The organism is Streptomyces sp. CA-210063 (assembly GCF_024612015.1).
GTDB lineage: Bacteria > Actinomycetota > Actinomycetes > Streptomycetales > Streptomycetaceae > Streptomyces.
Genome location: NZ_CP102512.1, coordinates 803,854 through 816,120, shown reverse-complemented (window position 1 = coordinate 816,120; position 12,267 = coordinate 803,854). Strand labels below are relative to the sequence as shown.

At 72.1% G+C, this 12,267-nt stretch carries 11 protein-coding genes; 9 read left to right on the top strand and 2 right to left on the bottom strand.

Going from position 1 to position 12,267, the window contains the following annotated elements; all coding sequences use genetic code 11:
- Positions 1 to 100 precede the first annotated feature (100 nt).
- Entirely contained in the window at positions 101 to 1,036 is a 936-nt protein-coding gene (locus JIX56_RS03575; RefSeq protein ID WP_257537293.1) for an SGNH/GDSL hydrolase family protein, read from the bottom strand.
- Positions 1,037 to 1,484: 448 nt separating this feature from the next.
- On the opposite strand from JIX56_RS03575, the gene JIX56_RS03570 reads away from it, so the two are divergent.
- From JIX56_RS03570 to JIX56_RS03535, 8 genes are all read left to right on the top strand, one after another.
- The gene (locus JIX56_RS03570) at positions 1,485 to 2,006 is read left to right on the top strand and encodes a MarR family winged helix-turn-helix transcriptional regulator (RefSeq protein ID WP_257537292.1); all 522 of its coding nucleotides are present in this window, start codon (positions 1,485 to 1,487) and stop codon (positions 2,004 to 2,006) included.
- 122 nt (positions 2,007 to 2,128) lie between these two features.
- Positions 2,129 to 2,848, top strand: a complete 720-nt coding sequence (locus tag JIX56_RS03565) for a response regulator transcription factor (RefSeq protein WP_257550710.1) — start codon at positions 2,129 to 2,131, stop codon at positions 2,846 to 2,848.
- A 419-nt stretch (positions 2,849 to 3,267) separates the two neighbouring features.
- Entirely contained in the window at positions 3,268 to 4,509 is a 1,242-nt protein-coding gene (locus tag JIX56_RS03560) for a cytochrome P450 (protein WP_257537291.1), read from the top strand.
- Positions 4,510 to 4,580: 71 nt separating this feature from the next.
- Positions 4,581 to 4,778 carry a ferredoxin gene (locus JIX56_RS03555; protein WP_257537290.1) on the top strand — a complete coding sequence of 66 codons (198 nt, stop codon included), beginning with the start codon at positions 4,581 to 4,583 and terminating at the stop codon, positions 4,776 to 4,778.
- Positions 4,775 to 5,986: an NAD(P)/FAD-dependent oxidoreductase gene (locus tag JIX56_RS03550; protein ID WP_257537289.1), complete on the top strand. Its 1,212-nt coding sequence runs from the start codon at positions 4,775 to 4,777 to the stop codon at positions 5,984 to 5,986. Before JIX56_RS03555 ends, JIX56_RS03550 begins: the two co-directional genes overlap by 4 nt.
- Entirely contained in the window at positions 5,967 to 6,806 is an 840-nt protein-coding gene (locus JIX56_RS03545) for an SDR family oxidoreductase (RefSeq protein ID WP_257537288.1), read from the top strand. Before JIX56_RS03550 ends, JIX56_RS03545 begins: the two co-directional genes overlap by 20 nt.
- A gap of 60 nt (positions 6,807 to 6,866) precedes the next feature.
- The gene (locus JIX56_RS03540) at positions 6,867 to 8,699 is read left to right on the top strand and encodes a flavin-containing monooxygenase (RefSeq protein WP_257537287.1); all 1,833 of its coding nucleotides are present in this window, start codon (positions 6,867 to 6,869) and stop codon (positions 8,697 to 8,699) included.
- 38 nt (positions 8,700 to 8,737) lie between these two features.
- Positions 8,738 to 10,420, top strand: coding sequence for a hypothetical protein (locus tag JIX56_RS03535; protein WP_257537286.1), 1,683 nt, complete (start codon positions 8,738 to 8,740; stop codon positions 10,418 to 10,420).
- Here the strand turns inward: JIX56_RS03535 and JIX56_RS03530 are convergent.
- Positions 10,405 to 11,286, bottom strand: a complete 882-nt coding sequence (locus JIX56_RS03530; RefSeq protein WP_257537285.1) for a LysR family transcriptional regulator — start codon at positions 11,284 to 11,286, stop codon at positions 10,405 to 10,407. The genes JIX56_RS03535 and JIX56_RS03530 overlap by 16 nt on opposite strands.
- 68 nt (positions 11,287 to 11,354) lie before the next feature.
- Between JIX56_RS03530 and JIX56_RS03525 the strand changes: the two genes are divergently transcribed.
- Positions 11,355 to 12,254: an EamA family transporter gene (locus tag JIX56_RS03525; RefSeq protein ID WP_257537284.1), complete on the top strand. Its 900-nt coding sequence runs from the start codon at positions 11,355 to 11,357 to the stop codon at positions 12,252 to 12,254.
- Positions 12,255 to 12,267: the final 13 nt, after the last annotated feature.

Here is a 12,267-nt window from a genome sequence, read left to right as displayed (position 1 = left end):
CGTAGGGTGGGCCGGTCGCCGGGCGGGGGATGTCCGCCCGGCCCGCCCACGATCAGTCGTCCGGTGGCTCAGTCGTCCGGTGGCTCAGTCGTCCGGTGGCTCATGGGCGTGCCCCGAGCGCGTGCAGGACCGCGTCGGCCATGCCGCGCTCGCCGCGCTCGTTGGGGTGTACGGAGGCCGCGGGGGAGCGCGGCAGAAGTGGCTCGATCCAGCGGGTGTCCTCGGCGGAACAGGCGTCGTGCCCCTCGGACGGCCCGTACGTGTCGACGTACCGCGCCCCGGCGGCCTCGGCGCGCTGCCGCAGCATGGTGTTGAGCTCCCGCTCCTTGGCGCGGACGAAGGAGACGTCGCCGGGGGCGAGGGACAGCTCGCGGCCGCAGTCGCCGCCGTCGGACGGCAGGATCGCCGGGTAGCCGACGACGTACACCCGCGCCTTCGGCGCCCGCCGTCCGACCTCGTCCAGCGCGCGGGCGAGGCGCCCGTCCGCCGCCTCGATCCTCTGCCGCACCTCGTCGACGTCGTCGGACACGTACCGCTCCTTGCAGGGAGCGTCGCCGTCCCGGCCGCCGGCGACCGCGTACAGCACGCCGCTGGTGACGCACCGCCGGATCACCGAGGCGAAGCCGATGTCGTTGCCGCCGATGCCGACGGTGACCAGCCGGGTCGCCTCGGACAGCGCGTCGAACTGGGCGGGGTTGGTCCCGTCGTCGGTCGACTGGGGTGCGGACAGGTCGGCGATGGTCGCTCCGGTGCAGCTGACGTCGCGGAAGTCGGACGCCTTGATCTTCAGCTCCGCGGCGACCACGGCGGGGTAGTTCCGGCCGGACCGCTCGCAGCCGGCGGGGACGCCGCTCTGGTCGGGGATCCTCGGGCCGGCCGTGTAGGAGTCGCCGAGCGCGACGTACGGGCCCGTCGGGGGCGCCGAACCGTCGCCGCCACCCCCGTCGCCGTCACCGTCGCGACCGAGGGTCATCGCGGTGACCAGCACGCCACATGCGAGCGCCCCAGCCAGGCCGGCTCGTAGAGAGGTTCTCATCGGTGTGTCCTGTCTTCCGTCTCGGGCGGTCCGTGCGGGGTGCGGCACGCGCACCGTCCGGATCCGGCGGCTGCCGGGTCCGGGGCGGTGCGGTCGTTCGCTCGGCCGGGGGAGGGGCGGCTGGGGCGGTCGAGCGAGTTCGGGTCGTGAGGGTGTCCCCGGGCCCGGTGCCGATCGGGGGAGGTGATCGGCGGCCGGGTCCGGGGACGGCGCCGGCCCGTCCCCACGGGTGCGGCGCGGCGGGGCCAGTCCGCTCAGATGGCCCCGGTCCTGGAGGGCCACGGCCGGGGAGGGCCGTGGGCTCGATACATCTGGTCCCATCCGTTCCGTCCGAAGCGGCACCATCGCCTTGCTTGAGTTAGGCAAGCACATGTGACTTACTTGAGTCAAGCAATCTGGCCGAATGGGGTTGCTTGAGTTAGGCAACGAGAAGGGTAGGGTGATGTTCATGTCCCCATCGCCGCCGGCGGCCGGTTCCGCCTCCCCGGAAGTGATCGAGATCGAACGGGCTCTGACGCAGATCACGTATCTGAGCACCAGGGCCCGGCAGCACGAGCGGCTGATGGCCCTCGCCGGAGTGCCGCTGGACCGGGCCGCCGTGGCACTGCTGCGCCAGGTGGCCGACTCCGAACCGCTGCGCCCGGGGGAGTTGGCGGGTCGGCTCGACGTCGAGGCGTCCCATGTCACCCGCCAGATACAGCAGTTGGAGAGATCCGGCTACGTCACCCGCGTCGCCGACCCCGGCGACCGCCGCGCCCTGCGCGTCCGGCTCACGCCCACCGGCCAACAGGCCATCGACCGCATCCGGGAAGCCGGCGCGGTCGGCATGCGCATGGCCCTCGCCGACTGGTCCCCCGACCAGATCCGCCAACTCGCCGCGCTCTTCCACCGGATGGTCGACGTGTTCCTCACCTACGCCGTCGACGAGGGCCGGGGTCCCGACGCGGGGCCACCGGATCCCGCCGACTGAGGGCGGGGGAGCGCCATGCGGGGCGGGGCGGAGCACCCGGCACCCGCCCTCCTCCAACCCCCCACTCCGAACGGCCCCTCGGCGGCCCACAAGGAAAGAGCCCTACACGAATGGCCTTAACCATGTACGGCAGTGCCAGCGAGAAACCGTCGCTTCCTCGGGGTGCGGGGCAGCACGTCCTGATCGTGGTCGACGATCCGGACGTCGCCGAACTGCTCTCCACCACACTGGAGTTGGCGGGCTACCTGATCCATACGGCGGAGTCGGGGACGGAGGCGGTGGCGCGGCTCACCGAGCAGCGGTTCGACCTGGTGCTGCTCGACCTGACACTGCCGGACATCGAGGGCCTCGGGCGCGAGCGCCGGCCCGTCGTCCATCGCCCCCCGGTGCTCTTTCTCACGAAGTACGACTCCCTCGGCAAGCTCCTGCCCGAACTCGGCCTGGGAGAGCAGGACTACGTCACCAAGCCCTTCCGGATCGCCGAGGTCCTGGCCCGCGCCCAGGTGTTGCTGCGCGGCCGAAAACCCGTCCGGCGGGACAACGAACTGTCCTACTGCGACCTGACCCTGGACGACTCCGCCTGCCAAGCCCTGCGCGCGGGACGGGCGTTGAACCTCACCCCCGCCGAGTACCGGCTCCTGCGCTACCTCCTGGTCAACGCCCACAAGGTGCTGTCGAAGGAGCAGATCGGCCGCTATGTGTGGGGCGACTTCCACGGCGACAACGCCATCGAGCAGCTCGTCTCCCGGCTGCGCCGCAAGGTGGACCGCGAGGTCCCGCCGCTGATCCACACCCGCCGGGGCTTCGGCTACTGGCTCGGCAGATCCGGGGAACAGGAATGAACCCCCATGGGGCCGTCCGGTCGGGCGGACACCGCTGACCAGGGCCGTTGAATGAAGCTTTCGTGGGCACCACGGGAAGCAAATGTGTCCCTGACATGCCGCAGAGCGTGACACTCCGGGATGTCATCGGAAGGGCGGCGCCAGAACGTCCTGGCGCTGCCCTTTTGCGTCCGCGCGGCCCTCGTCCCGGACATTCCTGTGTACGTCAACTGGTGGCCAGTGCAAGCTGGTTGGGGTCGAAAGCCCGTTCCGTGCGGTCCATGGGGGGAGGCCGGGGGTGTGATCCGGGTCACGTCAGGTTCTTGTCAGGTAACTGACCGGGAGCCGTCAGACCGCTCTGTTTGCATGTGCTCATCGAGGCCTCGAAGCAGTCCCCCGGCGCTCCACCCCACCGGAGCCCCCACCACCGAGGAGAGACCATGGCCGACACACTGACCGACGCCGCGTCACGCCCGAGCGGGCAGTGCCCCGAGTACCCGATGCCCAGGGCGACGGGCTGCCCCCTCGCGCCGCCGCCGGCCGCGGCGGAGCTGCGCGGCGAGAAACCGATCACCAAGGTGCGGATCTGGAACGGCACCACCCCGTGGCTGATCACCCGCCACGCCGACCAGCGGACCCTGCTCACCGACCCGCGCGTCAGCAACGACGACCACGAGCCGGACTTCCCCCACGTCAACGCCCACCGCGCGGCCATCGCCCCGCACACCCCGAAGCTCATCACCAACACCGACGCGCCCGAGCACACCCGGCTGCGCCGGTCGGTCAACGCGCCGTTCCTCGTGAAGCGGATCGAGGCGATGCGCCCGGCCGTGCAGAAGATCGTCGACGACCTGATCGACGCCATGCTGGCCGGCCCCAACCCGGCCGACCTGCTCACCGCGCTGGCCCTGCCCGTGCCCTCCCTCGTCATCGCCGAACTGCTCGGCGTGCCGTACAAGGACCACGACTTCTTCCAGGAGAACAGCAACCGCGTCCTCGACAGCTCCATCTCGGTGGAGGAGGCGGGGAAGGCGGGCCAGGCGCTGGGCGGCTACCTGGACGCCCTGCTCCGGCAGAAGCTCGAACAGCCGGGCGACGACGTGCTGTCCGAGATGGGCGCCCGGGTCAAGGCCGGTGAGATGGCCCACGAGGAGGCCGTCAGCATGGGTGTCGCCATGCTGATCGCCGGACACGAGACCACCGCCACGATGATCAGCCTCGGCACGCTCGCCCTGTTCGAGCACCCCGACCAGCTCGCCGTGCTGCGTGAGACCGAGGACCCGAAGGTGATCGCGGGCGCGGTCGACGAGCTGCTGCGTTACCTGTCCATCGTCCACTCCGGTCTGCGCCGGGTCGCCAAGGACGACATCGAGATCGACGGCCAGATCATCCGCAAGGGCGACGGCCTCCTCTTCGACCTCCAGACCGCCAACTGGGACCCGGAGGCCTTCCCCGAGGCCGAGCGCCTGGACCTGAGCCGCCCCGCCCGCCAGCACAACGCGTTCGGCTACGGCCCCCACCAGTGCCTCGGCCAGAACCTGGCCCGCCTCGAACTCCAGGTCGTCTACGGCACCCTCTACCGCCGCATCCCCACCCTGCGCCCCGCCGCCCCCATCGAGCAGCTGGCCTTCAACCACACCGGCACGACGTACGGCGTGAAGTGCCTGCCCGTCGCCTGGTGAACACGCCCGCCCGGTGAACACCCCTACCTCGTGAACGCCCCCCACCAGTACCAAGAACCGAGGAGCAACCCATGCGTGTGGAACTCGACGAACCCAAGTGCGTGGCCTCCGGCCAGTGTGTGATGGCCTCCCCGGAGGTGTTCGACCAGCGGGACGACGACGGCGTGGCGATCCTGCTGGAGGAGCACCCCGCCGACGACCTCATGGACGGCGTACAGGAGGCCATCGCGATCTGCCCGGCCGCCGCGATCCGACTGGTGGACCAGTGAGGCGGATCCTCGTCGTGGGTGCCTCGGCCGCCGGACTCGCGGCGGCCGAGACGCTGCGCCGCGAGGGCTACGACGGCACGCTCACCCTCGTCGGCGACGAACCCCACGCCCCGTACGACCGGCCCCCGCTGTCCAAGCAGCTCCTCTCGGCGGAGTGGGACACCGACCGGCTGACCCTGCGCACTCCCGCCCATCTCGACGGGCTCGACCTGGACCTGCGCCTCGGGACCGCCGCGACCGGCCTGGACCTCAGGGAACGCGAAGTTCGGCTGGCCGACGGATCGACAGTGCCGTACGACGGACTGGTCATCGCCACCGGCGTACGGCCGCGCCGGCTGCCCGGTGAGGGCGCGCATGTGCTGCGCACCCTGGACGACGCCCTGACGCTGCGGGAGCGGCTGACGCCGGGGACGCGGCTGGTCGTGGTCGGCGCCGGGTTCCTCGGCGCGGAGGCCGCGGCCGTCGCCTGGCGTCTCGGCGCCGAGGTCACCCTCCTCGAACCGGCGCCCGTGCCGCTGGCCCACGCGGTCGGCGGGGAGGTCGGCGCGGTGCTGTCCCGGGCCCATCTCGACCACGGGGTGGACCTGCGCACCGGCGTCACCGTCACCGAGGTGACCGAGGACGGGGTGCGGCTCGCGGACGGCGAGGTGATCGAGGCCGACGAGGTGCTGGTCGCCATCGGCTCCCTGCCCAACACCGAGTGGTTGGCCGGCAGCGGCCTGGCCGTCGGCGACGGCGTGCTGTGCGACGAGTACTGCGAGGCCGCGAAGAACGTGTACGCGGCCGGTGACGTCGCCCGCTGGTACAACCCGCTGTTCGGCACGTCGATGCGCGTCGAGCACCGTACGAACGCGGCCGAGCAGGGCATGGCGGCCGCCCGCAACCTGCTCGACGCCGAGGCCCGCAAGCCGTTCACGCCGGTGCCGTACTTCTGGTCCGACCAGTACGACATGAAGGTCCAGGCCTACGGCCATCTGCGCGGCCACGACGAGGTCACCGTCGTCGACGGGGACCTGGCCGAACGCCGCTTCGTGGCTGTCTACCGCACCGACGACCGGGTGACCGGCGCTCTCGCGGTCGGCATGCCGCCCAAGGCGATCCGGCAGTGGCGGCAGGCCATCGCGTCCGGCGCCGGCTGGCGCGAGACGTTCCCGCCGGAGAGACCGGCACGACTGGAGGAGGTCGAACATGGCGGAACAGCTGCCTGAACCGGGCCGTGACGTGGTGGTCGTCACCGGCGCCGGCGGCATGGGCGTGGCGATCGCGCGGCGGCTCGGCAGCGGGCGGACCCTGTTCCTCGCCGACGCCTCGCGCGGTCAACTCGACCGGGCCGTGGACGCGTTGCGTGACGAGGGACACGCGGTGCGGGGCGTCCTGACCGACGTATCCGACCGGAAGTCCGTGGACAAGCTCGCCGAAGAGGCGGCCGGAGAGGGCCGGGTGGCCGCCGTCGTGCACACCGCCGGTGTCTCCGCCGTCCTCGGGTCGGCGAAGACGATCCTGGAGGTCAACCTGCTGGGCACGGCCCATGTCATCGACGCCTTCGAGAGCGTGGCCGCGCCGGGCACGGCCATGGTCTGCGTCTCCAGCATGGCCGGTCATGTCGCCTCCCTCAGCCGTGCGGACGAGGCCGCCCTCGCCACCGCCCCGGTGGAGGAACTCCTCGGGATCGGCGGCGTCGCCGCCGTCGCGGACAGCCCGACCATGGCGTACGTCGTGTCCAAGCGGGCCAACCATCTGCGGGTCGAGGCCGCCGCGCTCGCCTGGAGCCGGCGCGGCGCCCGAATCAACAGCGTCAGCCCGGGCGTCATCGCCACCGCGATGTCGAAGGCGGAGGCCGAGGGCCCGAGCGGCGCGCGCATGCTCTCGATGCTGGAGGCCAGCGGCGCGGGCCGCTCCGGCACCCCGGCGGAGATCGCCGACGCGGTGGCATTCCTCACCGGTCCCGAGGCGCGTTACATCACCGGCACGGACCTGCTCGTCGACGGCGGACAGGCCGCCTGGCTCCGCCGGCACCGGCCCGCCTGACGCGGCCGCACCACAGCACCACCACCCGACAGACGTACAAGGACCGCAGAGAGGACATCGATGTCCACCCCCCACAGCCCGTCCACCCCCACGTCACCGAGCCCGGAGGAGCTGGGCTTCGACCCGGACGCCCTGCGCGAGCGGTACCGAGCCGAACGCGACCGCCGGATCCGCCCGGACGGCGGCGGGCAGTACCAGCGGATCGCCGGTGAGTTCGTCTCCTACGACGACGACCCCTACGCCGACCAGGAGTTCACCCGGGAGCCGCTGCACGACCGGGTCGAGGCGGTCGTCATCGGCGGCGGATTCGGCGGACTGCTCGCGGGGGCCCGGCTGCGGCAGGCCGGCGTGGAGTCGATCCGGGTGATCGAGAAGGGCGGCGACTTCGGCGGCACCTGGTACTGGAACCGCTACCCCGGCATCCACTGCGACATCGAGTCGTACATCTACCTCCCGCTGCTCGAAGAGCTCGGCTACGTCCCGAAGTGGAAGTACGCGCCCGGCGAGGAGATCCGGCAGCACACCCGGGCCATCGGCCGGCACTTCGACCTCTACCGCGACGCCTGCTTCCAGACGGTGGCCACCGAACTGCGCTGGGACGAGACCGAGTTGGAGTGGATCGTCTCCACCGACCGGGGCGACAGCATGCGGGCCCGGTACGTGGTCGTCTCCAGCGGCACGCTCAGCCAGCCGAAGCTCCCCGGCATCCCCGGCATCGAGACCTTCAAGGGCCACACCTTCCACACCAGCCGCTGGGACTACGACTACACCGGCGGCGACGCGAACGGCGGGCTGACCGGGCTCGCCGACAAGCGCGTGGCCGTCATCGGCACCGGCGCCACCGCCATCCAGGTCGTCCCCCACCTCGGGGCCGACGCGGCACACGTCTACGTCTTCCAGCGCACACCCTCGACGGTCGACGTACGCGGCAACGGTCCCACCGACCCGGAGTGGGCGAAGACGCTCACCCCCGGCTGGCAGGGGCAGCGCATGGACAACTTCCTCAAGACCGTCACCGGGGTCCGGGCCGAGACGGACCTGGTGAACGACGGCTGGACCAGCAGCGCCCGCCTCCAGGAGAAGCTCATCCCGACCGACGCCTACGCGGACGTCCCGGCGGACGAGCGCGAACGGGCCTACGAGATCGCCGACTTCCAGAAGATGAACGAGCTGCGCGACCGCGTGGCGGCGATCGTCGAGGACCCGGAGACCGCCGAGAAGCTGAAGCCCTGGTACCGCTACATGTGCAAGCGGCCCACCTTCAGCGACACCTACCTCCAGACCTTCAACCGGCCCAACGTCACCCTGGTCGACACGGCCGACACCCACGGCGTCGAGCGGATCACCGACAAGGCCGTCGTGGTCGGCGGGGTCGAGTACGAGGTCGACTGCGTCATCTTCGCCACCGGCTTCGAGGTCGGCGTCTCGGGGCTGCTGTCCGGCCGGCTCCCGGCGTACGGCCGGGGCGGCGTCAGCCTGCTGGAGACCTGGATGACGGCCGGCCCGAAGACACTCCACGGCTTCTACAGCCACGGTTTCCCCAACCTCTTCCAGCTCGGCCCCATGCAGAACGCCAGCGCGGTCAACTACGTCCACATCCTCGACCAGCAGTCGATCCATGTCGGCGAGGTCGTCGCCGAGGCCCGCAGGCGCCGCGCCCGGTATGTCGAGCCGAGCGCTGAGGCCGAGGCCGCCTGGGTCGCCACGATCCGCGAGAAGGCCGCCGACCTGCACAAGTTCCAGGCCGAGTGCACCCCCGGCTACTACAACAACGAGGGCATGCCCAGGGAGCGCAGCGAGTCGTACGGCGACGGCCCGGTCGCCTTCCACGAACTGCTGCGGCGCTGGCGCGCGGACGGCGGCATGGACGACGTCCTCGTCGGCGCCGAGTGAGCAGGGCGGGAGCGGACATGAGCACCCCGGGAGACGACATGAGTACGCGACCCAACCGGTACGACGAGACCGGTGAACTCCGTACCACCAGCGCCCGTTGGGAGGCGCGGCGGCTCAACCCGCCCAACCCGCTGTGGGGTTCCAACGGGGTCTCGTTCGGCCCCGACGGGCGGCTGTACGTGGCGCAGTTCCTCGCCGGGCAGATCAGCGCCGTCGACCCGGCCACCGGGGACGTCGACGTCGTCGTCCCGATGGACGGGCCGGTGCAGTCGCCGGACGACCTCGCCTTCGGCGCCGACGGCTCGATGTACATAGCCGACCTGGTGCCGGGCCTGGTGTGGCGGCGGAGCCCGGCGGGGGAGTACAGCCTCGTCGCCGACGACGTGTCGAACCCCAACGGCATCACCTGTGTCGGGGACCGGCTCTTCATCAACGAGATGAAGCCCAACGGCCGTCTGATGGAGCTCTTCCCGGACGGCGGCGACCCGGTCGTGCTCACCGAGGGCCTGGCCCTCGGCAACGCCATGCAGCTCGGCCCGGACGGCCACCTGTACTACCCGCACATGCTCACCGGCCAGGTCTGGCGCATCCCGCCGGACGGCGGCACCCCCGAGGTGGTCGCCGAGGACGTGCACGAGCCGGTCGCGGTCCGCTTCGACCGGGGTGGTGTCCTGCACGTCCTCTCCCGGGGAGTCGAGGGCATCGTCACCCGTATCGACCTCCACGGCGGCGGGTCCCGCACGCTCGTGACCAGCGGCCTGAAGGGGCTGGACAACGCGGCCTTCGACGCCGAGAACCGCATGTTCGTGTCCAGCTACTCCACGGGCGGCGTCACCGAACTGCACCCCGACGGTCGCACCCGTGAGATCGTCCGCCGCGGCTTCGACGGCCCCTACGGCGTCACGGTCGACCTCGGCGGCACGGTGTACGCGGCCGACCACTACCGGCTGGCGAGCCCCGCCGTGACCGACGAGGGCGAGCCGGTCGGCCCGTCCCCGGCGGCCGGAGCCGGCGGCGTGACGACCCACCTCCTGCTGCCCTTCGCCCACGGCATCACCGCCGAGGGTGGACTGCTGCACTACACCTCGCAGTTCGGCAATGTGCAGACGTACGACCCCGGGAGCGGGGCACGTCGGGAGCGGGCGCGGGGGCTGAACCGGCCCATCGGTATCGCGGTCGCCCCGGACGGTTCCCTCGTCGTCGCCGAGGCGGGCGCGGGCCGGGTCGTGGCCATCGACGTCAGCGACCCCGACTCCGACCTCGGCACCGTGACCGTCCTCGCGGAAGGCCTCGACCAGCCCACGGACGTGGCCTTCGACGCGGAGGGCCGTCTCCACGTCAGCGAGGAACGCCTCGGGACGGTGCTCCGGATCGAGTCGGAGGGCAGGACGGTCGTGGTCGCGGACGGGCTCGGCGCACCGCAGGGTCTTGCGGTCCTGGGCGGGGAGCTGTTCGTGGTGGAGACCGAGCAGCGCAGGCTGCGGGCGGTCTCCCTCACCACGGGGGAGCGGCGGATCGACGCGGAGGACCTGCCGGTGGGACCGCCGCCGGGTGTGGTCCCCCGCACCGAACCGGCGCTGTTCGCGGACGTCATGCCCGGTATGGCCCGCCGCTTCGCGGGCCTCGCGGCCGCCCCGGACGGGACCCTCGTCCTGTCGGCCAACGGGGAGGGCACCGTGCTGCGGCTGACACCGAGGACGGGAGCTCAGCCGGGGCGGTAGAGCGTCGTCAGCAGTTCGATGGCGGCCGGGGTGGCGGGATGCGGATCGTCCCGCCACCAGGCGAGCCGTACGGCGATCGGCTCGGCGTCGCGCACCGGCCGGTAGACGACGCCGGGCCGCCGGTACTGGTTGGCGGTGGACTCCGCGGTCACACCGATGGCGCGGCCCGTGGCGATCGCGGTGAGCCACTCGTCGACGTCGTGTGTCTCCTCGGTCGCCGGGCGGGAGCCGGGCGGCCACAGGTCCGTGGTGGTCGTGCCGGTCCGGCGGTCGATGAGCAGGGTGTGCCCGCTCAGATCGGCGAGCCGGACCGAGCGGCGCCGGGCCAGCGGATCGTCGCTCGCCAGCGCGCACAGCCGCCGCTCCAGCCCGACGATCACCGAGTCGAACCGGCGGTCGTCCACCGGCCGGCGCACCACGGCGAGGTCGCACGAGCCCTCCGCCAGCCCGGCCGTCGCCGAGTTGGCCCGCACGAACTGCAGATCCGTCCCCGGATGCGCCACGCCCCAGCGGCGCTGGAACGTCAGCGTGTGCCGGCCCAGCGCCGACCAGGCGTAACCGATCCGCAGCCGGACATGGCCCGAGGTCGCCTCCCGCACCAGGTCGTCCACCTCACCGAGCACCCGCCGCGCGTGCGACACCACCCGCAGCCCGGTCGGCGTCGGCGTCACCTCACGGGAGGTCCGCCGCAACAGCCGTACCCCCAGGGCCCGTTCGAGCGAGGCCAGAGTGCGGGACACCGCCGCCTGGGAGACCCCGAGCGTGATGGCCGCGTCGGTGAAGGTGCCCTCCTCGACGATCGCGACGAGACAGCGCAACTGCCGCAGCTCCACATCCTTGGCGGCCGGGTCCGTGACGTCATTCATGACGTGAGCGTATAGATCGACTCACCGATGCATTTTGCGCAACGGCGGTCCGGTCGCACGATCGGCCCATGGACACCGCCGCTGCCTCCGCCCCCGCCTCCGGTACGGCCCACGCGTCCCCGGCCCCCGAGTCGGGCGGGGCACGCCTGGCCGGTGTCCTCACCATGGTCGGCTGCGGGGTGTCCAACCAGGTCGGTGCCGCGCTGGGGTCGCTGGCCTTCCCGGTGCTCGGGCCCGCCGGGGTCGTCGCGATACGGCAGTACGTCGCCGCGATCGTCCTCGTGGCCGTCGCCCGGCCCCGGCTGCGGTCCTTCACCGCACGGCAGTGGTGGCCGGTGGTGCTGCTCGCGCTGGTGTTCGGGACGATGAATCTCTCGCTGTACACCGCCATCGACCGCATCGGCCTGGGGCTCGCGGTGACCCTGGAGTTCCTCGGCCCGCTCGCCATCGCCCTGGCCGGCTCGCGCCGCAGGGTGGACGCGTGCTGTGCGCTGATCGCCGGCCTGGGCGTGGTCACCCTGATGCGTCCGCAGCCCTCCGCCGACTACCTCGGCATGGGGCTCGGCCTCCTCGCCGCCGGCTGCTGGGCGTCGTACATCCTCCTCAACCGCACCGTCGGCCGCCGCATCCCCGGCGCGCAGGGCTCCGCGGCCGCCGCCGGGCTCTCCGCGCTGGCCTTCCTGCCGGTCGGCACAGCCGTGGTCGTACGGCAGCCGCCCACCGCCGGGGCCGTCGGCTACGCGATCGCCGCCGGGATCCTCGCCTCGGCCGTGCCGTACCTCGCGGACGTGTTCACCCTGCGCCGCGTACCCGCCCAGGTCTTCGGCCTCTTCATGAGCGTCAACCCCGTCCTGGCCGCCCTGGCCGGCTGGATCATGCTCGGGCAGGACCTGGGGTGGATCGAGTGGGCCGCCATCGGCGCGGTGGTCGCGGCGAACGCGCTGAGCATTCTCGTAGCCCGTCGCTGATCCACCTCGTGGG

What these genes read in the sequence shown, in the direction of transcription:
- JIX56_RS03545 (WP_257537288.1), top strand. Translation starts at nt 5,967, where the DNA reads ATGGCGGAACAGCTGCCTGAACCGGGCCGTGACGTGGTGGTCGTCACC.
- JIX56_RS03560 (WP_257537291.1), top strand. Translation starts at nt 3,268, where the DNA reads ATGGCCGACACACTGACCGACGCCGCGTCACGCCCGAGCGGGCAGTGC.
- JIX56_RS03540 (WP_257537287.1), top strand. Translation starts at nt 6,867, where the DNA reads ATGTCCACCCCCCACAGCCCGTCCACCCCCACGTCACCGAGCCCGGAG.
- JIX56_RS03525 (WP_257537284.1), top strand. Translation starts at nt 11,355, where the DNA reads ATGGACACCGCCGCTGCCTCCGCCCCCGCCTCCGGTACGGCCCACGCG.
- JIX56_RS03565 (WP_257550710.1), top strand. Translation starts at nt 2,129, where the DNA reads ATGTACGGCAGTGCCAGCGAGAAACCGTCGCTTCCTCGGGGTGCGGGG.
- JIX56_RS03535 (WP_257537286.1), top strand. Translation starts at nt 8,738, where the DNA reads ATGAGTACGCGACCCAACCGGTACGACGAGACCGGTGAACTCCGTACC.
- JIX56_RS03555 (WP_257537290.1), top strand. Translation starts at nt 4,581, where the DNA reads ATGCGTGTGGAACTCGACGAACCCAAGTGCGTGGCCTCCGGCCAGTGT.
- JIX56_RS03570 (WP_257537292.1), top strand. Translation starts at nt 1,485, where the DNA reads ATGTCCCCATCGCCGCCGGCGGCCGGTTCCGCCTCCCCGGAAGTGATC.
- JIX56_RS03575 (WP_257537293.1), bottom strand. Translation starts at nt 1,036, where the DNA reads ATGAGAACCTCTCTACGAGCCGGCCTGGCTGGGGCGCTCGCATGTGGC.
- JIX56_RS03530 (WP_257537285.1), bottom strand. Translation starts at nt 11,286, where the DNA reads ATGAATGACGTCACGGACCCGGCCGCCAAGGATGTGGAGCTGCGGCAG.